General features: G+C 43.5%; 22 protein-coding genes and 1 pseudogene. 10 read left to right on the top strand and 13 right to left on the bottom strand.

Annotated features, from left to right (window positions below):
- Positions 1–22: 22 nt before the first annotated feature.
- The gene (locus tag JWG44_RS02155; protein WP_205273315.1) at positions 23–652 is read right to left on the bottom strand and encodes a DNA-3-methyladenine glycosylase family protein; all 630 of its coding nucleotides are present in this window, start codon (positions 650–652) and stop codon (positions 23–25) included.
- 162 nt (positions 653–814) lie between these two features.
- Between JWG44_RS02155 and JWG44_RS02150 the strand changes: the two genes are divergently transcribed.
- On the top strand, positions 815–2,029 hold the full coding sequence (locus tag JWG44_RS02150) for a TCR/Tet family MFS transporter (protein ID WP_205273314.1): 1,215 nt from the start codon (positions 815–817) through the stop codon (positions 2,027–2,029).
- A gap of 56 nt (positions 2,030–2,085) precedes the next feature.
- The gene (locus JWG44_RS02145; protein WP_205273313.1) at positions 2,086–2,940 is read left to right on the top strand and encodes a pirin family protein; all 855 of its coding nucleotides are present in this window, start codon (positions 2,086–2,088) and stop codon (positions 2,938–2,940) included.
- 511 nt (positions 2,941–3,451) lie between these two features.
- Here JWG44_RS02145 and JWG44_RS02140 read toward each other — a convergent pair.
- Positions 3,452–5,557: a molybdopterin-dependent oxidoreductase gene (locus JWG44_RS02140; RefSeq protein WP_232371451.1), complete on the bottom strand. Its 2,106-nt coding sequence runs from the start codon at positions 5,555–5,557 to the stop codon at positions 3,452–3,454.
- Between the two features lie 521 nt (positions 5,558–6,078).
- On the opposite strand from JWG44_RS02140, the gene JWG44_RS02135 reads away from it, so the two are divergent.
- The 3 genes from JWG44_RS02135 (at position 6,079) to JWG44_RS02125 (ending at position 10,454) form a co-directional block, all read left to right on the top strand.
- Entirely contained in the window at positions 6,079–6,519 is a 441-nt protein-coding gene (locus JWG44_RS02135; RefSeq protein WP_205273311.1) for a hypothetical protein, read from the top strand.
- A gap of 335 nt (positions 6,520–6,854) precedes the next feature.
- Positions 6,855–8,675, top strand: a complete 1,821-nt coding sequence (typA, locus tag JWG44_RS02130) for a translational GTPase TypA (RefSeq protein WP_205273310.1) — start codon at positions 6,855–6,857, stop codon at positions 8,673–8,675.
- A gap of 612 nt (positions 8,676–9,287) precedes the next feature.
- Entirely contained in the window at positions 9,288–10,454 is a 1,167-nt protein-coding gene (locus JWG44_RS02125; protein ID WP_205273309.1) for an acyltransferase family protein, read from the top strand.
- Between the two features lie 29 nt (positions 10,455–10,483).
- On the opposite strand, the gene JWG44_RS02120 is transcribed toward JWG44_RS02125, so the two are convergent.
- Positions 10,484–11,416: an LIC12353 family lipoprotein gene (locus JWG44_RS02120; RefSeq protein ID WP_205273308.1), complete on the bottom strand. Its 933-nt coding sequence runs from the start codon at positions 11,414–11,416 to the stop codon at positions 10,484–10,486.
- Between the two features lie 53 nt (positions 11,417–11,469).
- Positions 11,470–12,264 carry a DNA alkylation repair protein gene (locus JWG44_RS02115; RefSeq protein ID WP_205273307.1) on the bottom strand — a complete coding sequence of 265 codons (795 nt, stop codon included), beginning with the start codon at positions 12,262–12,264 and terminating at the stop codon, positions 11,470–11,472.
- Positions 12,265–12,444: 180 nt separating this feature from the next.
- Here JWG44_RS02115 and JWG44_RS02110 point away from each other — a divergent pair, with 180 nt between their 5' ends.
- Positions 12,445–13,125: a hypothetical protein gene (locus tag JWG44_RS02110; RefSeq protein WP_205273306.1), complete on the top strand. Its 681-nt coding sequence runs from the start codon at positions 12,445–12,447 to the stop codon at positions 13,123–13,125.
- Positions 13,126–13,327: 202 nt separating this feature from the next.
- A complete protein-coding gene (trhO, locus tag JWG44_RS02105) occupies positions 13,328–14,431 on the top strand; it encodes an oxygen-dependent tRNA uridine(34) hydroxylase TrhO (RefSeq protein ID WP_205273305.1) in 1,104 nt (367 codons plus the stop codon).
- Here the strand turns inward: trhO and JWG44_RS02100 are convergent.
- The 3 genes from JWG44_RS02100 to JWG44_RS02090 all read right to left on the bottom strand — a co-directional run bounded on the left by JWG44_RS02100 (position 14,428) and on the right by JWG44_RS02090 (position 18,595).
- The gene (locus JWG44_RS02100) at positions 14,428–15,336 is read right to left on the bottom strand and encodes a bile acid:sodium symporter family protein (protein WP_205273304.1); all 909 of its coding nucleotides are present in this window, start codon (positions 15,334–15,336) and stop codon (positions 14,428–14,430) included. The two genes, trhO and JWG44_RS02100, sit on opposite strands and share 4 nt — an antisense overlap.
- A 4-nt stretch (positions 15,337–15,340) precedes the next feature.
- Positions 15,341–16,495, bottom strand: coding sequence for a TauD/TfdA family dioxygenase (locus JWG44_RS02095; RefSeq protein WP_205273303.1), 1,155 nt, complete (start codon positions 16,493–16,495; stop codon positions 15,341–15,343).
- Positions 16,496–17,581: 1,086 nt separating this feature from the next.
- Positions 17,582–18,595 (bottom strand): zinc-dependent alcohol dehydrogenase family protein, encoded by a 1,014-nt coding sequence (locus tag JWG44_RS02090; RefSeq protein WP_205273302.1) that lies wholly within the window; start codon positions 18,593–18,595, stop codon positions 17,582–17,584.
- A gap of 242 nt (positions 18,596–18,837) precedes the next feature.
- On the opposite strand from JWG44_RS02090, the gene JWG44_RS02085 reads away from it, so the two are divergent.
- The 3 genes from JWG44_RS02085 (at position 18,838) to JWG44_RS02075 (ending at position 20,731) form a co-directional block, all read left to right on the top strand.
- Positions 18,838–19,236: a SufE family protein gene (locus JWG44_RS02085; protein WP_205273301.1), complete on the top strand. Its 399-nt coding sequence runs from the start codon at positions 18,838–18,840 to the stop codon at positions 19,234–19,236.
- A gap of 344 nt (positions 19,237–19,580) precedes the next feature.
- A complete protein-coding gene (locus JWG44_RS02080) occupies positions 19,581–20,354 on the top strand; it encodes a helix-turn-helix domain-containing protein (RefSeq protein ID WP_205273300.1) in 774 nt (257 codons plus the stop codon).
- Between the two features lie 68 nt (positions 20,355–20,422).
- A complete protein-coding gene (locus JWG44_RS02075; RefSeq protein ID WP_205273299.1) occupies positions 20,423–20,731 on the top strand; it encodes an antibiotic biosynthesis monooxygenase family protein in 309 nt (102 codons plus the stop codon).
- Between the two features lie 27 nt (positions 20,732–20,758).
- Here JWG44_RS02075 and JWG44_RS02070 read toward each other — a convergent pair whose 3' ends face one another.
- From JWG44_RS02070 to JWG44_RS22420, 6 genes and pseudogenes are all read right to left on the bottom strand, one after another.
- Positions 20,759–21,145, bottom strand: coding sequence for an MmcQ/YjbR family DNA-binding protein (locus JWG44_RS02070; protein ID WP_205273298.1), 387 nt, complete (start codon positions 21,143–21,145; stop codon positions 20,759–20,761).
- Positions 21,146–21,147: 2 nt separating this feature from the next.
- On the bottom strand, positions 21,148–21,714 hold the full coding sequence (locus JWG44_RS02065) for a TPM domain-containing protein (protein ID WP_205273297.1): 567 nt from the start codon (positions 21,712–21,714) through the stop codon (positions 21,148–21,150).
- Between the two features lie 14 nt (positions 21,715–21,728).
- Positions 21,729–22,628, bottom strand: coding sequence for a TPM domain-containing protein (locus JWG44_RS02060; protein ID WP_205273296.1), 900 nt, complete (start codon positions 22,626–22,628; stop codon positions 21,729–21,731).
- A gap of 28 nt (positions 22,629–22,656) precedes the next feature.
- A pseudogene (locus JWG44_RS02055) lies at positions 22,657–23,256 on the bottom strand (LemA family protein); the annotation flags it as partial.
- 72 nt (positions 23,257–23,328) lie between these two features.
- Positions 23,329–23,598 (bottom strand): DUF736 family protein, encoded by a 270-nt coding sequence (locus tag JWG44_RS02050; RefSeq protein WP_205273294.1) that lies wholly within the window; start codon positions 23,596–23,598, stop codon positions 23,329–23,331.
- 83 nt (positions 23,599–23,681) lie between these two features.
- Positions 23,682–23,816, bottom strand: coding sequence for a hypothetical protein (locus JWG44_RS22420; protein ID WP_269752186.1), 135 nt, complete (start codon positions 23,814–23,816; stop codon positions 23,682–23,684).
- Positions 23,817–23,913 lie beyond the last annotated feature (97 nt).

Here is a 23,913-nt window from a genome sequence, read left to right as displayed (position 1 = left end):
TATCCGGCCGGTTCCCGGTTTTTTAACCCCGTTTTTTTTCCTCAAGATAAGAATGCCAGAGAAGCATCGACGCGATCGAACGATACGGTTCCCATTTTTTCCCAAGTTTTAATATTTTCTCCTGAGAAGTCCTAGCGGGAAGTCGTTTTACTTTTTTCAAAGATTGAATCAACGCCAAGTCTCCGATCGGAAAAATATCGGAACGATGGAGAGACATCAAAAGAAAAACGTCCACGGTCCAGTTTCCGATTCCTTTTACGGCTGTTAGGCGGTCCCGGATTTGTTCGTCCGGAAGATCGGTCAGCTGAGAAAGGACGATTCTTTTGGATAGGATCGCATCAGCGAGTTCCCTTGCGTAAACCGTTTTTTGTCTGCTGAAATAACATTCTCTGAGTTCGGCGTCGTTTAACAAAACGATCTTTTTTGCGGTTACGCTTCCGATTCTTTTTTTGAGTTTGTCGAGGGCGGCTTTGGCGGAAGCTAGGGAAACCTGTTGTTCTAAAATGATATGAATCAGAGTTTCAAAGTTCGGTTTTCGACTCCAAAAGGGAGGATATCCATATTTTAGAAAAATGGAATGTAAATCCGAGTCGATCCGAAAAAGACGGTCGCAGATAGTATGCAATTCTTCTTTGTCAAATTTACGGATCATAAATAGAACTTAGTGAATTCAAAAAGCTGAATTTCTTTTGGAAAAAAACTTTGGAAAGGTTTTTTTCCAAAGTTCTTTTATGGAACGGTGATTCCAAGATTTCGAGCTATCTTTTTTTATTTTTTTCTTGATCCCGTGCTTACTATTTGTTTAGTGTTCCTTATGAATGCTAAACGTCCAGCCGCTTTAGGTTTTATCTTTGTTACCGTTCTCATTGATGTGATCGGATTTGGAATCATCATTCCCGTTCTTCCAAAATTGATTCAGGAGTTAACGCACAAGTCCCTTAGCGACGCTGCGTTTACGGGCGGTTTGTTGATGTTTGCTTATTCCTTTGTTCAATTTGTCTGCGCCCCTTTTGTGGGAAGTCTGAGCGATCGATTCGGCAGAAGACCGGTTCTTCTCGCTTCTTTGTTTGGGTTTACCCTCGATTATTTATTCTTAGCCTTTGCCCCGACGATCTTTTGGTTGTTTGTAGGGCGTGTGATCGCCGGCATTATGGGCGCGAGTTTTACGACCGGTTATGCGTATATCGCCGATATCAGCCCGCCTGAAAAAAGGGCCGCCAATTTTGGGATTTTAGGGGCGGCTTTCGGACTTGGTTTTATCATCGGCCCGGTTCTCGGAGGTTCTCTGGGACAGTTTGGATCCAGGGCTCCTTTTTTAGCGGCGGCCGCGTTGACTCTTATCAACTGGCTTTTCGGTTTTTTTATTCTACCGGAATCCTTATCCAAGGAGAATCGAAGAACGTTTGAGTGGTCCAAAGCGAATCCGATCGGATCCTTGCTGAATCTCAAACGTTATCCAATGATCTTAGGATTGGTCCTTGCATTTTTCTTAATCAACACCGCCGCTCATGCGGTTCAAGGTACTTGGAATTATTATACGATGGAAAAGTTCCAATGGGACGAAGCTATGGTCGGGTATTCTCTCGGAGTGGTAGGTTTTGTTTACGCGCTTACTTTGGGCGTGCTGATTCGATTGATTCTTCCGGTCTTGGGTCAGAACCGAAGCATTTACCTGGGGCTGGCTTTGAGCACTCTGGGATACGCATTATTCGCGCTTGCCACTCAGAGTTGGATGATGTTCGTCTTTTTGATTCCTTATTGTTTTGGTGGAATCGCGATGCCTCCTCTGCAGGGAATCATGTCTTCTCAGGTTCCTTCGAATGAACAGGGAGAATTGCAGGGCGCCCTTACCAGTTTGATGAGCGTGACCGCGATCATCGGTCCGATTTTGATGACCGGATTGTTTGCCTATTTTACGGCGAAGACCGCACCTGTGTATTCTCCGGAGGCTCCGCTTTGGATGGGCACCGCATTGACGGCGCTGAGTCTTTGGATCGCGGTAGGATCTTTGCGAAAGCATCATTCTTGAGTTCGAGGATGAAAAGTTGAAATTCCTTTTGGAAGAGGAGTCTAAGTTTTAATCTTATGAAAATCATTTCCTCCGTTCTAAAAGATCTCGGAGATAATTTCCGGGTTCGAAGAATTCTTCCTTCCTTTGATGCGCGTCATGTCGGTCCTTTTGTCTTTGTGGATCACATGGGACCCGTTCCGATCCACACCGGAAAGGAACTTGTAGTTCGTTCTCACCCTCATATCGGACTCGCGACGATTACTTATCTCTACGACGGAGTGATTCTCCATCGGGACAGTTTGGGAACGGAAATGCCAATTCGTCCTTTCGAAATCAATTGGATGACCGCCGGTTCGGGAATCGCTCACAGCGAACGTTCTCAATTGGATCCTCATTTTTCTTTTCTGGAGGGGATTCAAACCTGGGTCGCGCTTCCCAAAGATTCCGAAGAAGTGGATCCCGAATTCTTTCATCTCGATCGTGATCAGATTCCGGTCCTCTCCGGAGACCTCTGGGAGTTCCGTCTTGCCGCCGGAGAATTTTCAGGGAAACGTTCTCCTGTGAAAGTGTATTCTTCTCTTTTCTACGGTGATCTGGAAGCAAAAGCAGGGGCAAAAGGAGAATGGGATATTCCTTTTGATCAGGAATCCGCTCTCTACGTAGCTCGGGGGAGTTTGGAAGTTTATGGAAATAAGGTTGAAGTCGGACAGATGGCGGTCTTTGATCGGGGAGAAAAAATTTCTTTTTCTTCGAGAGAAGGTGTTCGGGCCATTCTTCTGGGAGGGGTTCCTCTTCCGGAAAGACGACATCTCTGGTGGAATTTCGTTTCTACTTCTTTGGAAAGAATTGAAAGAGCCAAATTGGAATGGAAAGAAGAGCGATTTCCCGCTGTCCCTGGGGAAGTGGATCGGATTCCTTTACCCGGTTGAGGGAGTTTCCACATTTGGATTTACGGACTTTTGACTCTGCTTTTTCTTTAGGAACCAAACTTGTGTGGGAACTCTCACATTTTCGGAAAAGACCTTCTGCTTGAAAAAGTAGGAACTCCCATCTTCCGCTTTTTTGCGGCATCGATCCCGATCATCATCGAATGATAGGTAGAGCAAACTTGTGTGGGAACTCTCACGTTTTCGTAAAAGACCTTCTGCTTGAAAAAGTAGGAACTCCCATCTTCCGCTTTTTTACGGCATCGATCCCTATAATCTCGAATGATCGATGGACCAAACTTGTGTGGGAACTCTCACATTTTCGTAAAAGACCTTCTGCTTGAAAAAGTAGGAACTCCCATCTTCCGCTTTTTCCGGTATCGATCCCTAAAATCTCGAATGATCGATGAACCAAACTTGTGTGGGAACTCTCACATTTTCGGAAAAGACCTTCCGCTTGAAAAAGTAGGAACTCCTTTTTCCTTTCAAAAAAGGAAACCACAAAAAAACAAATTTACTTTTTTCGAATATTGACCGGGATTCCCGTAAAAGCGGCGTTTCCGGAAAGTTCGTCCAAGGATTCTTCGTCGGTGAGATCGTTGATGCTCACACCGGCAAATTGTTTTGCAACATTTAGATGCACTCCATTCTTCGCGTGACCAAATCCGTGAGGAATACTCACAACACCCGGCATAATCTCATCGGTGATTTCGGTGGGGATGAGAATTTTTCCCACCCTGGATTCCACCTGGACTTCTTCCTCTTCGGAAATTCCCAAATTCTTAGCGTCATCGGGATGGATCAAAAGTGTACAACGATTTTTTCCCGTCATGAGTTTCGGCATATTGTGCATCCAGGAATTGTTATTCCGAAGATGTCTTCTTCCGATGAGAAGAAAGTTTGTCCCCCTTTTTGTTTCGGACCATTCTTCGAATTTTTTTCTAAGTCTCGGGAGATCGTCTAACACGGGTTTGGGGAGAAGACGGATTTTTTTATCTTCAGTGAGAAGTCTTTCGGGAAAACAACTCATCAGAGGACCGAGGTCGATTCCATGAGGATTTTCTTTTAACAACTGAATGTTGAGCATCCGATTGTGTTTTCCTTTTTCACCGTAGGGACCGGTTCGAAGGGCGAAGTCTATGATCGAAGAAGGTCCTAGTTTAGCGGTGATCAGTTGATCGGGAAGCGGTTTTCCAGCCCTCAACAATTCGAGTCTTTTGGTGAGATCGGTAAAAATTTCCCAGTCGTGGAGCATTCCCGGTTCCGGATCGAAGATCGGCTGCGCATACTTCGTCGTATTCCGAACCGCGAAGACGTTGAAGATCATGTCGTAGTGATCGTGTTCCAGCGCGGAAGTCGGAGGGAGAATGTAATTCGCGTATTGAGTGGTTTCATTGATATAAAAATCGACGGAGACCATAAAGTCCAAATTCTTCAAACCCTCTTCGAGCTTCGAACCGTTCGGAGTGGAAAGAACGGGATTTCCTGCGGAGGTCACAAAGGCTTTGATCTGACCTTCTCCGGGAGTGAGCATTTCCTCCGAGAGAGCGGCTACGGGAAGTTCGTCGCTAAACTCGGGAAGTTTTCTCACTCTTGTCTGGAACGTATTGAAGGTTCCCGGAGAACTTTTCAGAGCTCCTTTAGGATCGATCGGATCGACTGCGGGAAGGGTGAACATCGCTCCTCCCTTCTTATCTAAATTCCCCGTGAGAATGTTCACAAGATTGATAAGCCACTGGGAGAGCGCGCCGAATGCCTGAGTAGAAACCCCGATTCTTCCATAACAAACCGCGTTCTCGGAAGAAGAAAATTCCAAGGCGATTCTTTCGATCGTGGAAGCGGAAACTCCCGTCACTTTCTCCACCTTGGAAGGAGAATATTCCGAAGCAAGATCGCGGATAAAAGAAAGATCCTTGGAATCAAAAAGAGAGGAAGGTTTCACAAGATTCTTCTCAAAAAAAACATGCAAAATTGCTAATAGAAAAAAAGCGTCGGCGCCGGGACGGATAAAGACGTGTTCGTCGGCGTGTGTTGCCGTTTCCGTTTTCCTAGGATCCACGACGATAAACTTTCCGCCTCTTTCTTGAAGTTCTCTTAATCTTTTTTTCACGTCGGGAACCGTCATAAGACTTCCGTTGGAAGCGAAAGGATTTCCACCTAAGATGAGAAAGTATTGAGTATGGTCGATGTCCGGAATCGGAATGAGGAGTTGATGACCGAACATAAGATAAGAAAGAAGCTGGTGAGGAAGTTGATCCACGGAAGTCGCAGAGTAGTGATTTTTAGTTTTGAGACGATTCGAGAATCTCTGACCGAAGAGCATGGAGCCGTAGTTGTGAACGTTCGGGTTCCCGTTGTAGACCGCGACGGAATCGTTTCCGTATTTGTTTTGAATTTCGAAAAGCGCCTTTGCAGTTTCCGAGAGGGCTTCCACCCAAGAAACTTGGACCCAACCGTCCGGAGTTCGTTTAACGGGAAATTTAAGACGATCGGGATCTTCATAGAGATTTTTGAGTTCGGGGCCTTTCGCGCAGAGATGACCTCGGCTGAAAGGATCGTCCTTGTCTCCACGGATCGCTGAAATTTTACCGTCTTCCACTTCGATCCGAAGACCACACATGGCTTCACAGAGAGTGCAGGAACGAAAGTGTGTTTGTAGACTCATAAATTTTCCTCTCAAAAGACCGGTAGATCGAATCCGAAATTTGAAAATCGGCAAGGATTTTATCCGATTTCTTTTGGAGGAGAAAGAAATAAATTTTGGCCGCATCCGCCAAACACGGAGAAAACGAAGGAGGCGTTCTTAAGAGGGCGGACCGGGCCGAGTCCGGCCTCGCGGATTCCCGCTCGGTCTGGTAAAAAAGGGCGTTCTAAAAAGGGGAGGCGCCCGTTTTATTTACCAGACCAAGGCCTCCCTGTCCCTTGCGGGTGGAAAAAATGGGATTGATCGTTTTAAGAAGGACGTCGGAACTCACACTTGTAAGAGAATCGCACTCTGTGAAAGGAGATTTGTTCGGTGTGGGAACTCCCAAAAATTTCACGGAACCTCAAAGACCTTTCCCGAAGAACGTCTAAAAGTAGGAACTCCCTCTTTTTCAAAAGGCTTCCCAAGAACGAAAGGACTAAAATTCTTTCCAAAATATGTCCGAAGAATCCGATCCCATTCTCAAGAAACAAAAAGAATTTGCGGAAGCCTTCTACTCGGAATTCAAAGAATTCTTCGGAGAAGAAAAGGAACACGGATACGAACTCTATTCTCTGAGCGGAGGAGAATCCGGTCCAAAAGGGAGTTGGGCCACCTTTACGATTCGAAATCCTTTTGCGTCCCGTTCTCTCGTTTTTCGATACGATCCGGAGAATCATTCCTTCTACGCGATGCTCAAGATCCAAGTAATTCCCGGAGAAGAAGACTGGGATCTGGATTCTCTCTTTCGAAGAATGGAATATCCCATCCCTGAATTCAAAGAGTCACTCAAGAATGCGGGAGAATGGATCTTTCATTCCATCGCGAGACACTATCTCAGCGCGATCTTTCAATATTGTCCTAGAATTTTAGAACCGGATTTTATTCCGGGACTCTAAACTTCACTGTTCAGATTTCTCGTTGTAGGAACTCACACTTTCATCGAAGGGTGTCCTTTTTTCGCCCGAGAATCTCTAAAAGTAGGAACTCCTCCGATTTTTCCACGGAACCTCCTCCGTGTTTTGCGGGAACTCCTCATACAAACCATCTTTATTCCGTAAGATCTTGTAGGAGCTCTAACTATTCCGCACACGCGGAAACTCGCCGCCCGGATTTATTTTAGAGGAGTTCCTACATTTACAAGAAGGTCAAATTCTCCGGAAACGGCCTTCCTTAAAAAATTGACAAAAAACCAGGTTTACACCAGGAGGCTTCCGAAATTTTTGGTCTTAGAATGGAAATCCGCAATATCGCTATTATCGCCCACGTTGACCATGGGAAAACCACCCTCTTAGACGGAATCCTCCGTCAGACCGGAGCAGTCACTGCCAAAGAAGACACGGATCGGATCATGGACTCCAATGACCTGGAAAAGGAAAAAGGAATCACGATCAAAGCAAAGAACACCGCCGTCGTCTACAAGGGAACCAGAATCAACGTCGTAGACACCCCCGGCCACGCGGATTTCGGCGGGGAAGTGGAACGAGTTCTTTCCACTGCGGATTCCTGTCTTCTTCTCGTAGATGCCTTTGACGGACCTATGCCTCAGACACGTTTCGTCCTCGGAAAGTCCCTTCAACTCGGACACAAACCCATTCTTGTCATCAATAAGATCGATCGTCCCGGAGCAAGACCGGAAGCCGTCGTAGATATGGTCTTTGACCTTTTCTCCGACTTGGGCGCAACCGACGAACAATTGGATTTTCCGATTGTTTACGCTTCCGCAAAACAAGGCTGGGCGGTGAACAACCTCAGCGAATCTCCGGGCTCAAATCTAGATCCTCTTTTGGATACGGTTCTCAGTCACGTTCCGCCGGTTCAAGCCGACAACGAAGCTCCTCTACAATTCCAAGTGACTTCCTTGGATTACAACGACTACGTTGGAAGAATCGCCGTAGGAAAAATTTACGCCGGAAAGATGGCTCTTGGGATGAACGTGATTCAATTGGCCGCGAAAAAAACGGATACGACGGCGCCTGCGGATACGACTCTCTTTCGAATCACAAAATTATACAACTTCGAAGGTTTGAGAAGAAACGAGGTCAACACCGCAGAAGCGGGGGACATCATCGCGATCGCGGGTCTTCCCGACGTTTTTATCGGAGACACGATCTGCGAGCCGGGAAAACCCGCTCCGAGACCGGCGATCGAAGTCGAAGAACCGACCGTTTCCATGTATTTTATGGTAAACAATTCTCCGTTTGCGGGAAAAGAAGGAAAGTTCGTAACCACTCGTAACATCCGCGAACGTCTGGACCGCGAATTGGAAACCAACGTTGCGATGAGATTGGAAGAAACCGAAGACAAGGATCGTTTTAAGGTTCTTGGGCGCGGAGAACTCCATTTATCCGTACTCATCGAAACCATGAGAAGAGAAGGATTCGAGATCCAAGTCTCTCGTCCGGAAGTAATCTTAAAGTCCAATGAACAAGGACAGAAGTTGGAGCCTTACGAATATTTGGTGATGGACATTCCGGATCAGTTTACCGGTCAGATCATCTCCGAACTCAACCGAAGAAAAGGTGAACTCCAGCTGATGGACGCGCATCCATCCGGAATGACTCGAGTGGAATTCGTAATTCCGACACGAGGAATTATCGGTTTTAGAGGATACTTTATTTCTGAAACCCGCGGTGAAGGTGTGATGTCTTCTCGTTTTCTCCGTTTCGACGTTTACAAAGGAGAGATCCCTGGTCGTAAGAACGGCGCTCTTATTTCTATGGACTCCGGAGAATCGACCGCATACGCACTTTGGAAGATTCAGGAGAGGGGAGAATTGGTCATCGGACCAAACACGGCTGTGTATCCCGGAATGATCATAGGAATCCATTCTCGTGAGAATGACCTCGAAGTGAATCCTGTAAAAGAGAAAAAGCTGAGTAACGTTCGTTCCTCCGGAGCGGATGAGGCGATTCGTCTGATTCCGCCGAGAAAGTTTTCTCTTGAGCAGAATATCGAATTCTTAGACGACGACGAGCTTTTGGAAGTAACTCCTCAGAGCTTACGTCTTCGTAAGAAATACCTCGATGCGAATATGCGTAAGCGTAACAAATAAGAAGCTGTCCAAAACTGGGACAGATTCTTGCGGCTTGATCTTTCTGATAAAGTAAACTTAAGCTTTGGGACGCGCTGTAAAAACAAAGAACCGCAGATTCTAAACAAGGAACCTGCGGTTCTCTTTTTTCCTCTCCACTTTGTTCCTTCGTTTTTCCCGGTTTTTAAAAATTCTTCGTTTTATCTTTTCTTTCGAGCAACATTCAACCCTAAAGAATTTTCCCGATCTACAGTTTTTTTCTCTGAGCCGATTCGGCTTTTGATACTTTCTCTCTTTATATCTATATTCTAAAATTAGAATATAGATTCCCCAAACAAAGAAATATTGATTTATCATCTGAATATATTCTTCTATATATTCGAGAAATAATAAAAACGAAGAATGGAACTTGAAACCGAAACTCCGTTTCTAACGGCAGCAGAATGCAAAAATTTAAAACGGAAATTGATTCCGAAATATTTTCATAATTTTTTGGCCTTCCTCATTGTTGGATCCGTATACAATAAAAAGAATCCAAATCACCGTGCGTATGAATACCGAGACGTTTTATTTTGATTGGAGAATTGCGGGAGGCGAATTGAAAAAAGTTTCGATAACAAAATTGGAGAAAGCATGAAGGCGATTATAAAAGACCTCTGGTCTTATCGAGAAACGGAGATCCGATCTCTCAATGGACTTCGCGCTTTCGCAATTATATTAGTCATCTTGAATCACTACGCTCTCGTATGGGAAGAATTGGGAACGTTTCATTCCGAATCTTATTTCTGGTCCGGAGTGGATCTTTCCTTTGTTCTTAGCGGGTTTTTGATTTCGATGGGATTGTGGAAAGGCTGGGAACGAAATGGAAAAATCAATTACAAAAACTTTTATTTAAAAAGGACGCTTCGAATTTTTCCTCCTTACTTCCTTTTTCTCACGATCAGCTTTGCGTTTTTGACGTTTGCGCTGAAGATCGCACAAGAGAAGGAGATGTTGCAGCAAACAAATCGCCTGAGTTTATCTCTGATGAATTCTTGGGGGGATTTTGTTTTTCTCGGTAACTATGTCCAAGGGTTTAACATTCATACGTGGTCTCTTTCCATGGAAGAACAGTTCTATTTGGTTTTTCCGTATTTTTGCGGTTGGGTTTTGTTTAAGAGAAACGCCAAAGTGAGACAGTTATTTTTGTGGTTCCTTCTTTTGATTCCGACTCTGACTCGGGTTTGGATTTATTTGACAACCAGCTATCCTTCTTCTCCGGAATACTTTCGTGAAATTTACTTTCCATTCCACACTCGGTTTGATTCGATCTTGGCAGGTGTGATCACGATGGATATTTACGTAAATCACAAGCGGATCGTAGCAAAATTTCAGAAAAACGGTCTACTCTATTATTCTTTCCTAATATTTTTTGTCTGCCTTTGGTATGCGGCGCATTGGATTCACGAAGGACAAAGTAACATTCTAATCCACACGATCCGATACAATTTTTTGAATCTCGGTTTTGCAGGAATTTTATTTCTTTCAATCGTTCGTTTCGAGGGATTGTTGCACAGATTTCTCAGTCTGACCATATTCGTTCCCATAGCAAGGATGAGTTTTACGATTTATCTCTGGCATTTGGTTTTGATCGGTGTCGCAATTTCTATTCTGGGAATCCAGTCGGCGCCGGAATCGAACGCCGTATTTTTTGGTCAATTCTTGGTAGTATTCGTTTTTATTCTTCTTTTGGCGTTTCCGCTCTACGTTTTGATTGAATATCCGTTTCAGAGGTTGCGTGCTAAACTGTTTTCAAAATAAGAAATCATATATTAGAATATTCTAAAATTTTATCTTTCGTTTTTCAGCTTTTCGATTTCTCTGATCAATTCTTCCTTACTTACGTTCGGATCCGATTTTAATTTGTGAATGAGATCGTCGGCCGTGGCTCTTTTACTGATCGCTTTGATATCCACGCTTCCATCTAAAAGAACGGGATCGCCGATCACAACCGAAAGATTCTTTTTGGAAACTGGTTCCAAAGTCGCCGATTGTTGAAAAACTTCGACTGTCTTACAAGGAACCTTTTCCTTTCCCACAAGGAATATCATTCCGGGTCTGATAAAATCCGTCTTTGAAAAAACGGCGACGATCCTATCTTCTACGTTATCCCCGCCTTTGTAAAAAACAACTCCCATAATCTCGTTATCCAGAGTGATTTTTTTCTGATTTACGCCGGTGGTAATCCTTCCCAAAAACGCGTTTCCGATTTTGCGGTAGATCGCCTTAGAGAACTTAAGCTCTTTTCCATCCGGAGAAATCTCGCCTAAAAGATTCCCGCTTGAAGTGACGTTGCCGACTTCCCTTACTTTCGCGGGAGCTCCCATTTCGTTGAGTTTCCATTTTTTAGGATCGGATTCTCTTTCGCCCATATGGAGAATGTGAAATTCCTGATATAAGAATTCCTGCAATAAAATTTCATTTTGACTCGTTACGACTCCGCCGGATCGAATTCGCCATTCCTCCCTGTTATCGCTTGCAAGAAAGGAGAGACGAACGATCGTTTTGCGTTCGAACGCGAGATCTCCGTTTGCCTTTGGAAAAATGCTGAGAATTTCGATCTTTAATTTTCCGTCCCGATTCCATTCGTTGGTCTCCGAGGAAAGATAAAGACCGCTCAGATTCGGATCCGGAGGGGTGGGTTTGCCCTTTAGGTTGCCGACACAGTTGATAGATAAAAAAGTATATGATAAAATAAGAATATAGTAAGTTTTGATTTTCATAGAAGTACCGAAGGTTAGAATGAATTTTTCTTTATTAAGGGTAAAGTATCTTTTTATTTAGAGATCCTTTTTGTTTTTCGTAGTTTTGTCTTTTTTATAAGTCCGTTCTGTTTAGTAGTTTGTTTCGGATTTTTCCCCGATGCCATATACTTCTTTTTCAGAGAATCCGGGAACTTTTCGATCGCATAACGTAACATCGTTCTTGGCATCTTCTCGGCGAAACGATCCAAAAAACCGATTTCCATCTTTTGATCCCGATTGCCGACCTCTCTGAGCATCCAACCGACGGCCTTGTGAATGAGATCCTCCTGATCGTTCAAAAGCCGTTCGGCAATGTCGAGAATATCCTGAAAGTCGTTCACACGAATAAACGCGTATGTGGAAAGGACGGAAATTCTTCTTTCCCAAAGATTTTTCGATTTGGCGAGCCGGTACAAAATTTTACGATCCTTGTCCAAAAGAAATTCTCCGATCAAAACCCTCGCGCTCAGATCGACTAAATCCCAGTTGTTTACGTGTTTTAAATTTTTGAGATAGAATTCGTGGAAACTTTTTCGATCTTTTTCATCTCCTTTTTTAAATCGTTCGCATAGAATAAAAAGGGAAGTGAGTCTTTCTTCGTGAATCGGTGATCGCAAAAGAATTTCGATTTCTTTGAGAGGAAGTCCTTTGTGTTGTTTTGCGATTTTTCTTTGATTGGGAACCGTGATTCCGAGGAAAACGTCGCCTTCCGCATATTCGCCCGCACCGGTTTTAAAAAAACGGGTAAGGAATTGCGCTTTGGACGGATCGCCTAACTTTTGCAAGGCTCCTTGAACACTTTCGGCGGCGAGCGTTGAATTTTTCATCGTTCTTTGGTATCGAACCTCTTTATCAGGGCAATACTATTTTTGAACGAAGAATCCGTTTTCAAGATCGAAACGAACCTCTCTCTTTTTAAATCGGGGATGTTAGTAAAAGATTGACTTCGTTTTAGCAAAGGGATCGAATTCAGCCCGATATTGTACTTTTCTTAAAAGGAGAACTCCATGTTTATCGGACATTACAGCGTTGCCTTAGCCTTGAAAAAGACGGTACCAAAAACTCCGTTCTGGAGTCTTCTTGTCGGAGTCCAATTCGTCGATTTTTTATTTATGATTTTTGTCATGTTCGGAATCGAACACATGAGATTGATTCCCGGATTTACGGCGAGCAATCCATTCGATCTTTATTATATGCCTTATACTCACAGCCTTGTCGCCGGAATCTTCTGGGCGCTTTTGGTCTTTTTAGGATTTTATTTTTATCTGAAAACGGAGACGGCTTCCTATCGATGGAAGGTGGCGCTTGCGGTTTCTCTTTCAGTAATTTCGCATTACGTCTTAGATTTACCGGTGCATACTCCGGATCTTCCTGTTTTTTCGGATTCCGGAACCAAATTGGGTTTCGGTCTTTGGAACAATCTCTGGCTCACCGTCGGAATCGAAGCGGGTTTGACCGTTCTTTCCTTCGTTTATTATTTTAGCGGAAGTAAAAGTGGAGAAGGTTTTTCAGGGAAATGGGGAATGCCGATTCTTGGGTGTATTTTTTTGCTTCTAATCTTTATCAACCCGTTCGCACCCGTACCGGATAACATCTATATGTTTGCGATCCAGGCGCTGGTTCTTTATACCTTGATCGCCTTTTTCGGACATCGGCTGGACTCGAAAAGAATTTATAAAGTTTCGTAAAGTGTAAATCGAAAGGTTCCTACGGTCAAATCTTTGAAAAAAGGTTGGACGGGAATGTTTTATGTCCGCTTCGAAACGAAAAAAGTCGGCTTCTTTTTTTAGCTTCTTTGTCCCTTAGAGAACAAGGAAAGCCGCGGGAAGGAGATCGTTTACGAGAAGAAAGGCTTGTCAGAAACCGTTTGAATTCCAGAGTTAAGAAAGTATGGCAAATCGGGAAGAAACGGAAAAAAACACAAAGACTAAAAAACGTCCCCTCCATAATATTTATGGAAAGGAAATTCTTAAAAAACGTCTTGAGGCCGAAAACTTTCCTCGGACTACGTTATCCTTTTACCGTTATGTCATTTTAGAAAATGTAGAAAACCTGAGAGATAAACTCTATCTCGAATGGGAATCTCTCGGAGTTCTCGGACGAATTTACATTGCGAGAGAGGGAATCAACGCGCAACTTTCGGTTCCTTCGGACAATTTTGAAAAGTTTAGGGAGAATTTGGATTCGAGAGAAGAATTCAAAGATATGCCGTTCAAGATCGCGGTCGAAGACGATCGTGAATCCTTCTTAAAACTGGATCTAAAGATTAGAAAAAAAATCGTCGCGGACGGACTGGACGACAACGCATTCGATGTGACTAACGTAGGAACTCATCTTTCCGCGGAAGAATTCAATCGTCATTTAGAATCTGAAAAAACGATCGTAGTCGACGTAAGAAATCATTACGAGAGCGAGATCGGCCATTTTGAAAGGGCGCTTCTTCCTCAATCGGATACGTTTCGGGAAGAACTTCAGATGCTTCTGGAATTACTAAACGGAAAAGAAGATGATAAAATATTAATGTATTGTACCGGAGGAATTCGCTGTGAAAAGGCGAGCGCTTGGTTAAAACACCACGGTTACAAGGACGTAAATCAGCTTCACGGCGGTATTATTTCCTACGCTCACGAAGTCGCGGAAAAAGGATTGGAGTCGAAATTCAAAGGTAAGAATTTTGTTTTCGACGGACGTTTGCAGGAAAAGATAGGAACCGAAATCATTTCGACCTGTCATCAGTGCGGAGAGAAAAGCGACCGTCACGTCAACTGTGCAAACCCCGGATGTCATATCCTTTTTATCCAGTGCGAGCGTTGTTCCGAAAAATTCGAAGGTTGTTGTACCGAAGAATGTAAAACGATTCTTCATTTGCCGAAAGAAAAACAGAAAGAAATCCGAAAAGGCAAACTGAACGATAATCGATTTTTTACGAAATCGAGAATTCGTCCGAAAATTTCCGAACTTTATAAAATCCAGAATCCATTCAAAACAGTTTAGACGTTTAGAGATTTTGTTCGTTTGGACCAGAACCAAGCGAGAATAACGCCTGCGATCGCGTGCCAAATTCCCCAGACGGCGGCTATGATCGCCATACTTCCTTGTCCTCCGAAAAAGGCGAAGATCAGAACGAGGCCGAGTCCCGAATTCTGAATCCCGGTTTCAATCGAAATACACCGCGAGTCTTTTTCGTCGAGTCTCATAAGTTTTGCAAAGTAATAGCCGAGAAAAAAACCGACCGAGTTCATTAGAAAAACGTAAACAAAGACCTTATGAATGACTTGTAAAAATACTTGAAAATTCGCGGCGAGAGCGACCACGAGAAATGCCGCAAAGATTAAAGCTGAAAGAAGTTTGAGAGGTTTTTCCACTTTGGCCGAAATCGAAGGTAGAAAGCGGTTTGTCAAAAGTCCGAGCGAGATCGGAATCAGAAGGATCATCAGAATCGCTTTAAAAACGTCCCAGGGGTCAAGGGTGATTTCTTTCAGCGCGTTGTGAACCGGAGGATAAAGATTTCCCCAAAAAAAGAAATTAAACGGAGTCGCAATGATCGCTAATGTAGACGAAAACGCGGTCAGAGAAATCGAAAGGGCCGTATTTCCTTTTGCAAGGGAAGTGATAAAGTTGGAAATATTTCCCCCCGGGCAAGCCGCCACGAGAAGCATTCCTAACGCGACACCGGGCGGAGGATTTAAAATCCAGAGCAGAAGAAAAGTGGCAAACGGAAATAAGATAAATTGGGAAACGATTCCCGTAATGGACGCTTTCGGTTTTTTAAAAAGAAGTTTAAAATCTTCTAATTTAAGCTCCAAGGCGATCCCGAACATGATCAGCCCCAAAAGAAGATTTAAAAACAATAATCCGCTTTCGTTAAAATTGATCCGAACCGCGTCCAAATCCTGCATCGATTTAATCCGCCCAAGCCACGTAAATTTGTCTTGGACCGGAGAACGGATGTCTACCGTGAGAGACCGAATAGTTGTCGATCACGAGAACGTCTCCGTTTTGCCAGGAAAAGAGAGAGATGTTTTTCCAAAATGTATTTTGGATCTGAACGAGTTCTTCCAAGGTAATTTCGTCTCCGTTACCGTAGCTGCAATTTGTATCGAGATATTCTTTTTTCGTCGTGAGTTTTTTGAGAAGAGTTAAAACTTCGAGGGCGATTCCTATAAAAAATCCGCGAATCGTTTTTTGACGAGCGAAGATATGCCAATATTCTTTTCTTGCGGCGTCGATATGAAAGACCTGTGAGTGATTGTGCCAAGCGAGCGTTTTGAATTCAGGATGTTTTCGAATCGCAAGGGTCGTATTGATCAGTCGAAGATTATCGTCTCCGAACCATTCCACCTTGAAGTTTTGTTTTTTAGAAACCTTTTCGACTTCTTCCCGATTTTTGGTCTGAAACATTTCATCCCAACGTTTGGTTTTCCAAAATTGAAAGCGAGATTGATTGGAAGGGCCGTTGTAAACTCTGGAATACCGTATCTTTTCCTTTTCGAATTTATCACGGATCGATCGGGGCATTTCCTGCAGAACTTTTCTGAGATCGGTGATCGGAGTTTCCCCGAATCGACCGGGAGCTTTGCCGCAAAAGAAAAAAAGTTTTTTAGGAGGAGAATCCAAAAAACTCATCTCCGCGTGTTGCATGATCGGATAAGCGGGAGGAAGTTCGGTTGCGGTAAAGGCATACTTCGTCACCTGATTGCGGGGAGAAGTTCCCAGATAATTATTTTTTAGATTCGGATCCACGTTTAAGATAACGTCCTCAAAGTCCTGAGGCGATGTTACGTCGAAACCCCTAAAAAGGATGGCGCCGTATTCCTTAAGATCATCGTTTAACGCACGTTTGTTGGACTTGATCCATTGGATCAAAGCGGATTTGTCGGCTTGGTCCGAGGAAGCCGGTTGATAAACGACCGGAAGAGGATTTTTAGAATCCAGAAAACCTTTTTGTAAGGAAGGAGAGGATTTTGAGTTCGTCTTTTTCGGAGCCACCGAATTTGATTTCGGTTTAGACTGGGTTTTTCCTTTAGTCTTCGGTTTAGTAAGAGTTTTTGTCGCCATGATGAATAACGTCCCTCGAAAAGATTTCCAGATCCTACTCACGGATTTATTTGGAAAAGGTATTTTTTAAATACGATAAGAATCTGGTTTTCCCGGAATACAAGGAGAATTTATTATAACAGAATAAAATTTAATAAAACGAATCAGGCCGTTGAGCAGCAGTTCCCATTTCAGTCCATAGAAGGAAGGGTTTTAACTCAAAATTTGAATTGGCCTTTTAAATTCTCTTCATTTTGAGAATGAAAAGAATTTTTTGCATTTTGGGTAGAAGCGATTTCAAAATCGGAGCATCCGTTCCAATCGGATTCTTAAATGGAAAAAATTTCGTGAAAACGGAAATCGAATTAGGATATTGAATTGTTCCAATTCATTCCAATGGAGAAGAATTTTATCCTTCAAGAGATGGAAGATCTCGGAGAGATCCCCGGGAAGTTTTGGTTGTTTCTACCTTTTTCTTTTCAACGTTTTGAGTGGTTGAATTCCGACATCGCTTCTGCTCGGTAAGGTCCGACCGAGAGAGAAATTCTTTTTAAAATTTCGGAGTCGTGTTTTTTGAAAATCGTTTCAGTCGATGACGTTCCGGTATGTTTATCCTGTTTCGATCGAAAATCGAAATGTGACTAAAAACTTGTCCCAAAAAGTGAGAGCGCCAAGGAACCGAGGCCTGAATTTCTCAGAAAGTAGGAACTCCAATAAAAATTTGACAGCAATCGATTTGTTTGAAAGTTCAAACCGCCTAAGGGAAGTAATCTGTAGGAACTCTAACGAAAATCCGACCACAATCGATTTTTAGGAAGTTGGGAAATCGCCTAAGAGACCTAATCTGTGGGAACTCTAACGTTTTATTAAGGGTTTACAAAATGTTTTTTTTCGGTTTTGGAAAAGACCTTTTGGAGAAACCGGAGATCTCCCCTTCGGTTTGAAGATTTCCGTCGTAGAATCTGAACTAAAGGATTAAAATTTCGAGGAAGTTTATTCTTCCCCGAAAGACCGTTCTGACGGAGAAAATACAATTCGGAAACCTCCGAAAAAAAAAGTCGAACAAGAGTAGATTCATTCAAACGAATGTGTTTCTATCGAGAATTCTTAAATTTCGATACAAACTTTTCCGAAATGTTTTCCCGCTTTGAGAGTTTCATAGGCGATCGGAGTTTTTTCAAAAGGATAGATCTCATCGACTACGGGTTTGATTCCGTTGATACTGATGGCCCTGTTCATGTCTTCGAAGTTCCGTCTGCTTCCCACGATGATTCCCTGCACTCGAATTCCCTGCATAAGAATCGGAAAAAGGGAAAGATCGTTACTTTCTCCACCCGCGAGAACGCCGATGAGAGCGATTGTCCCCCAAGGTTTTGTGCTGGAAATAGATTTTTGCAAGGTTCCTGCGCCGCCGACTTCGATGATGAGATCGGCTCCTTTCTTATTCGTCATCTTTCTTACTTCCCGATCCCAGTCCTTCTTTTCGTTGTAGTTGATGACTTCGTCCGCGCCGAGAGCCTTTACCTTTTCTAATTTATCGTTACTCGAAGACGTTGCGATCACCCTGGCTCCCATCATTTTAGCAAATTGTAATGCAAAAATGGAAACGCCTCCCGTTCCCTGCACAACTACGGTCGCTCCGGGTTGAATATTTCCGTGGGTTACGATCGCGGTGTAAGCGGTAAGAGCCGCGCAAGGCAAAGTGGAAGCTTCTGCGAAAGAAATATTTTCCGGCATCGGAACCAAACCTTGTTCTCCGAAAATTCTTAACTCGCAGAGTGTTCCGTCTAACGGGCCTCCGAGGGTGTTTCTGAGCATGTCGATGTCAGGAGCTCCGTCCAACCAAGTCTGTGCGAAGTTGGCGCAGACCTTGTCTCCGACTTTCCACTTTGTTATTCCCGGACCGATCTGGACGATTTCCCCCGCGCCGTCCGAGAGAGGGACTAAAGGAAGTTTCTGTTTAGGATTGTATTTTCCGATCGCCATCAGATAATCTCTGTAGTTGAGGGAAGCGGCTCTCATTCTTACTAAAACTTCGCCGTGCGCCGGAGTCGGATCGGGACGTTCCGCGATTCTTAAATTCTCAAGTCCGAATTGATTTTGGATTTCATATACTTTCATAAAAACGATTGTCTCCCGGATCTCTTGGAATGTTCTCTGAGAATTCCTTTGCAGGAAAACTCATTTTTTACTTTTTACTTCGGTAAGTTCCGATTCGAATTCTTTCCAATCCATTTTAAACGGAAACGGGCGTTCGACTTAATGATAAGAATCGTCTAAAAAACGAAGGATCCATCGGAAGAAAGGATTCCCTTTTTCTGATTGCTCGTCCGCGTCTTTTGGAAAAGCTGGAAAGAGAAGTTATGGGCAGTATCGAAGAAATTCAGAGAGAGATTGTTTCCGAATTTTCAGAATGTACGGATTGGCAGGAGCGCTATCAACTTCTTATCGAAATGGGAGACGAACTCGGTTCCATTCCCGATTCTTTAAAAACTCAGGAGCGCCTTGTGCCCGGTTGTCAGTCCCGCGTCTGGATCGTTTCGGAAGAAACCGACGGGAAAGTTCTCTTTCAAGCGGACAGCGATTCCGCGATCACACGCGGAATGATCGCGCTTTTGATTCGGGTTTTTTCAGGAAGAACCAGAGAAGAGATTAAAAAGGCATCCCTCGAATTTTTAAAAGAGATCGGACTAGATAAACATCTTTCCATGTCCCGAAGAAACGGCCTTTATTCCATGGTGAACATTCTTAGAAATAGTTGAATACTCGCTCGCTTCGGTTATATTTTTGCAGATCCTTCGAAAGAAGTTGGAAGCGGGCCTCGCGAGGACGAACCCAGTAGCCCTTTTGTCGGAATTCCGACAAAAGGGAGCGGAGAATTTGTGTTTGCAAAAAGTCTTTTTTTATGATAGAGCAAAGTCAGCCGAGTTTTCCACCACCCGCCCCGCCACCCAAAAACAGGGCGGGGCGCGCGGCTTTCACGGTGACGTCGGTCTTACGACAGATCCCGTCTTGATATTCAAATCATTTTTGGATCAGGATTCGTTATTTCTGTGAAGGCTCGTTCGGCCTTGACTTCGTTTAACAAATTTCAAACTTCGATCCGATGAACATCAAAACCTTCACTCCGAGCAGATTTCTAAAATCGTATATCAAAGATTATATGATCATAGAAAGTGAAATTGAAAGAGAGAATCGAATCCTTCCCAATTCTTCGATCGTTCTTTCTTTTCGAATTCGGGGAAACGTTCGTATCACTGAACGTTCAAAAGAGAATGGAGTTCCGATTTTAGGAATTGCAGGTCTTAGAAAAAATCCCCGCCTCATCTATTATTCCAAAAAAGCTTCCATGTTTCTCGTGAATTTTCAAGAAGGCGGAGCGGCAAGATTTTTCAAAACTCCGATGAACGAAATTTTTGGAATGAATTTATCCTTGGATCAACTCCTTCCAAAATCCAAAACTTCGGATGTGGAAGAAAAACTTTCAGAAGCAAAAACTGACGAGGGAAGAATCGGGATCGTCGAAGAATTTTTACTTTCTCTCTTTCAAGAATCCAATGCTGACCTTCTTGTTCTGGACTCGGTTCAAAAAATTCGAAATTCAAAAGGGAATCTTCGAATTCAAGATCTTCTCAAAGGAATGCCGATCAGCAGAGATTCTTACGAAAAAAGATTCAGACAAACGATCGGGACTTCGCCGAAACAATTTGCGAATTTAATCAGAATGAAAACTCTGATCGAACGTTATTCTCCCTTTCGAACTCTTACGGACGCGGCGCTCGAGGCGGGTTATTTCGACCAGGCTCATTTTATCAGAGATTTCCGATCCTTTTCCGGTCAATCTCCTAAGGATTTTTTCAGAACCCCTTCGCTCTGGTAAATTCCTGAATTTTTACAATTTTGATTTTTGATTTTCGTATATTCTGATTCTAACAAAGGAGAAGAAGAATGCAGAAAATTTTAATCGATCGTTTTATCGTCCCTAAATCGGGACGGGAAGAATTTTTTCAAAGAGTCAAAATCAATCGTGACTTTATCAAAGTCCTTCCCGGGTTTATTCAAGATTCCGCATATTCTAGAGAGGAAGACGATCTGCTTTTTTTCGTTACGGTTGCGGTTTGGAAAGACGAGGTCGCTTTAGAAAATGCCAAAAAGGAAGTTTTTGAGGAATATAAAAGACAGGGCTTTGATATTCCAGCGATGCTCAAACGCCTGGGAATTTCCATTGAAAGGGGAATTTTTGAAAAACACGTTTGAGTATTTAAACTCTTAGAGCATTTAACTTTATACGGACTTTAGAATGGGAAACAAATCGTTTTTCTTATGTTTTTCGGGAAGTTTCTCCCAGACCAATTGATAGGAATTCCGGATTCTTTTTTCCAATTCTTTCCTGGAAAGCGTCTTGAGTGAAGCGCACTGGACCCAGTCGTATCTCGCGAGATAAGGAGCGGGGATAACCCCTTTTTTTCGGGAGAGAATTTCGGCGTCCTCTGGACCACATTTGAAACCGATCATAAACGGTTTTTCAATCATAAGAACGCAGAACATTTTTTTGTGAACTGAGAACACAAGATCCTTTTCCCATTTGATCTCCTCCGTTGCAAAAGGAAGGGAAAGTGAGAACTTTCGAATCGGCTCGAATAGAGGATCGGAAACTACGATCGTTATCATTTTTAGATCAATTCAGGAAGATCGGAAAGTTCGTTCGGATTTCTTTTCCCAGACGGAAAATGTTTTTGGAGAAGTTTTGTAAATTCTTCGACGGCATCGAGGATACTTTTGAGATATTCTCCGGATCGAAATCCGTTCTCCATTTTGTTGCATATTTCGTCTAACGTGTGTTGCCCGATTTTTTTGTAGATTCCTCGATCCGCTAACAGTTCTATCTTTTTGTCGACTAACTGAATATAGATGAGAATGCCCGTGTTTTCTTCGGTGTCCCAGATTTTTCTTTCGGAAAAAAGTTCTTCCGCTCTTTGTCTTGCGCCGAGGCCGGTCAAAATTCTAAACAAGGGAAGATTCCCTTCCAAGATCACCTTGATTTCTCCGGTATGAAGTTTTTCGGACTCGGAAACGGCGGATTCGATTTTTTTTAAGTCTTTTTTACTAAAAAACTTTTTGAAAAGACGGGATTTGGTTTTATCAAAAGAAAACGAAAAGGCGGAAAATAAGGATTCTATCAGATGGTTTCCGATTCTGAGGAATTTTGATTCTTCTTTGGTTCGATTTTTTAAAGTCATAATGGCTTTCCTCTTTACCAACTTCCCGAGGCTCCTCCGCCTCCGGAACTTCCACCGCCGCCGCTCCAAGAACCTCCGCCTCCGGACGAGGATCCCCAGGAGGAACCGGAGCCGCCCATTCCTCCCCCGTTCGCTAAGACAAAAAACCAGAGAAGAATTGCGCCCGGGATCAACATCCAGAGTGTGATCGACCAGAACAAACCTAACACGATAAAGATGATTCCGCCGATTCCTCCGGACAATCCGTTCCCGAATAATAATCCGAAAATTTTACCGAGTACGACTAAGATGATAAAGGCGGTGATGAGTTTGTTCGGAAGTTCGGGGAGATCCTCCTCTCCGCGGGTTCCGGATTCCGAGCCTGCGACACGTCCGCTTCCTTCCGGAAGTTCCTCGCCGTTGACAACGGAGATGAGTTGGTCGACGGAGTCCGAGATTCCCTGATAATAATTTCCATTCTTAAATTGCGGAATCATAAAATCGCTTATGATCCGTTTGGCGATCGCGTCCGGAACGGCGCCTTCCAATCCGTATCCGACTTCGATTCTGGTTTTATGATCTTGGATCGCGACGACGATCAAGGCTCCGTCGTCCGTCCCTTTTCGTCCGAGCTTCCATTTTTCAAACGCCTTGACGGCGTATTCTTCTATCGTCCAATCCTTTGTGGAACCGACGACCAAAACGGCGATCTGACTTCCTTTTCTTTTTTCAAACTGAACGAGACGTCCCGTAAGAACCGATTTTTGAGAATCCGTCAGAGTGGAGGTCGTATCCGTGATCTGAGTTCGAAGCGCAGGAATTTCGGGATCTTCAGCTCTCCATTCTTCGTTTTGAAGAATCCAAGAAGAATTTTCAATTCTTAAGTTCCAACCCGCGGTTAACAAAAAAAATCCGAGGAAGAGGAATACTTTCATGTTTGTCCGAAGTAGATTCAAAATTCTTAAAATTTAACTTCCGGGGTTTGGAAATTTCTTTTTCGTTCTCTACCGTGAAGGAAGGTTTGGTCTGAAATCCGAAAACCTTTGCGGTGAGGTTGCTAGGAAACTGTCGAATGGTTACGTTGTATTTTTGCACGGACTGGATATAACGATTTCTTGCGACGGTGATCCTATTTTCTGTTCCTTCCAATTGCGCTTGGAGGTCTCGAAAGTTTTCGTTGGATTTTAGATCGGGATATTTTTCCACAACTACCAAAAGCCTGGAAAGCGCGGAAGTCATCTGAGATTGAGCCTGCGCGTATTTTTTAAAAAGTTCCGGGTTGTTCAGAGTTTTTTCATCGGCCTGTATCGAACCGACTCCGGCGCGGGCTCTGGTCACTTCGGTTAACACTTTCTCTTCTTGAGCCGCATAACCCTTTACCGTGTTGACAAGGTTGGGAATGAGATCGGCTCTTCTCTGATATTGGTTTAAAACCTCGGCCCAGGCTGCGGTAACGGCCTCGTCTTCTTCCTGGATCGTGTTGTAACCGCAGTTGTAAGAAGCCAAGGTCGTTAGGACCAGTATAAAAACCAAAAATACTTTGGATAGAATCTTCGTTTTCAAGAAATTCTTTTCTCCTGTAGAGGTTTAATTCTTTTACACTTAGACCCCGACCGTAAACAGAATTTTCTTTCTTCAAAACGGAAAATCTTCTTCTATATCCGTAAAGTCGTTCCCGTCGGTTTCTTCGATTTGGTTTCCACCCGTTTTCTTTTCAGGATTGGGTTCGGAGATACTTAAGGATAGATAGTTTCTTCCGGTCGCCGACTTCCGAATCCATCCCGCGAGACGATACGTTTTACCTTCGAGTAGAACCTTTCCCGTATAATCCGGCTGTGTTTCCTTTTCTTTGGTCGCGTTGCTAAAGAGACTTCCTTTTTTTTCTTTGAGAGCGTATTCTGCCATATTCTTTTCCTCCTATGGACGTTTGTTTGTCGTCGAAAATCGCTAAAAGTGAGAGTTCCCGCTTTTCTTTCGCAGTCTTCGGGTTAGGCGGCTTCCGAATTGCGAAGCGAGTCTTTTGCCAGCGCACGTTTACGAATTTCTTCTATAAGTTTATCCGCGAGAATTTCAGCGATCGCCTCGATTCTTTCGTCCATCCATTCTGAATTGTTTGTTTGCATGTCGTTTGCTCCTTGATCTTAAATTCAGAATACAGGGAACCCGGGACAAAAAGGACGGGAAGAGGGGATTTTTTTCGATTTTGATCGGAATTCTTTT

Origin of the sequence: Leptospira ainazelensis, from assembly GCF_016918785.1 — a bacterium.
Taxonomy (GTDB): domain Bacteria; phylum Spirochaetota; class Leptospiria; order Leptospirales; family Leptospiraceae; genus Leptospira; species Leptospira ainazelensis.
Note: the sequence above shows the minus strand (reverse complement) of the source record. Positions and strands in the feature narration are given on the sequence as shown.

Coding starts and splice junctions, on each gene's coding strand:
- JWG44_RS02155 (WP_205273315.1), bottom strand. CDS start 652: ATGATCCGTAAATTTGACAAAGAAGAATTGCATACTATCTGCGACCGT.
- JWG44_RS02150 (WP_205273314.1), top strand. CDS start 815: ATGAATGCTAAACGTCCAGCCGCTTTAGGTTTTATCTTTGTTACCGTT.
- JWG44_RS02145 (WP_205273313.1), top strand. CDS start 2,086: ATGAAAATCATTTCCTCCGTTCTAAAAGATCTCGGAGATAATTTCCGG.
- JWG44_RS02140 (WP_232371451.1), bottom strand. CDS start 5,557: ATGTGTGGTCTTCGGATCGAAGTGGAAGACGGTAAAATTTCAGCGATC.
- JWG44_RS02135 (WP_205273311.1), top strand. CDS start 6,079: ATGTCCGAAGAATCCGATCCCATTCTCAAGAAACAAAAAGAATTTGCG.
- typA (WP_205273310.1), top strand. CDS start 6,855: ATGGAAATCCGCAATATCGCTATTATCGCCCACGTTGACCATGGGAAA.
- JWG44_RS02125 (WP_205273309.1), top strand. CDS start 9,288: ATGAAGGCGATTATAAAAGACCTCTGGTCTTATCGAGAAACGGAGATC.
- JWG44_RS02120 (WP_205273308.1), bottom strand. CDS start 11,416: ATGAAAATCAAAACTTACTATATTCTTATTTTATCATATACTTTTTTA.
- JWG44_RS02115 (WP_205273307.1), bottom strand. CDS start 12,264: ATGAAAAATTCAACGCTCGCCGCCGAAAGTGTTCAAGGAGCCTTGCAA.
- JWG44_RS02110 (WP_205273306.1), top strand. CDS start 12,445: ATGTTTATCGGACATTACAGCGTTGCCTTAGCCTTGAAAAAGACGGTA.
- trhO (WP_205273305.1), top strand. CDS start 13,328: ATGGCAAATCGGGAAGAAACGGAAAAAAACACAAAGACTAAAAAACGT.
- JWG44_RS02100 (WP_205273304.1), bottom strand. CDS start 15,336: ATGCAGGATTTGGACGCGGTTCGGATCAATTTTAACGAAAGCGGATTA.
- JWG44_RS02095 (WP_205273303.1), bottom strand. CDS start 16,495: ATGGCGACAAAAACTCTTACTAAACCGAAGACTAAAGGAAAAACCCAG.
- JWG44_RS02090 (WP_205273302.1), bottom strand. CDS start 18,595: ATGAAAGTATATGAAATCCAAAATCAATTCGGACTTGAGAATTTAAGA.
- JWG44_RS02085 (WP_205273301.1), top strand. CDS start 18,838: ATGGGCAGTATCGAAGAAATTCAGAGAGAGATTGTTTCCGAATTTTCA.
- JWG44_RS02080 (WP_205273300.1), top strand. CDS start 19,581: ATGAACATCAAAACCTTCACTCCGAGCAGATTTCTAAAATCGTATATC.
- JWG44_RS02075 (WP_205273299.1), top strand. CDS start 20,423: ATGCAGAAAATTTTAATCGATCGTTTTATCGTCCCTAAATCGGGACGG.
- JWG44_RS02070 (WP_205273298.1), bottom strand. CDS start 21,145: ATGATAACGATCGTAGTTTCCGATCCTCTATTCGAGCCGATTCGAAAG.
- JWG44_RS02065 (WP_205273297.1), bottom strand. CDS start 21,714: ATGACTTTAAAAAATCGAACCAAAGAAGAATCAAAATTCCTCAGAATC.
- JWG44_RS02060 (WP_205273296.1), bottom strand. CDS start 22,628: ATGAAAGTATTCCTCTTCCTCGGATTTTTTTTGTTAACCGCGGGTTGG.
- JWG44_RS02050 (WP_205273294.1), bottom strand. CDS start 23,598: ATGGCAGAATACGCTCTCAAAGAAAAAAAAGGAAGTCTCTTTAGCAAC.
- JWG44_RS22420 (WP_269752186.1), bottom strand. CDS start 23,816: ATGCAAACAAACAATTCAGAATGGATGGACGAAAGAATCGAGGCGATC.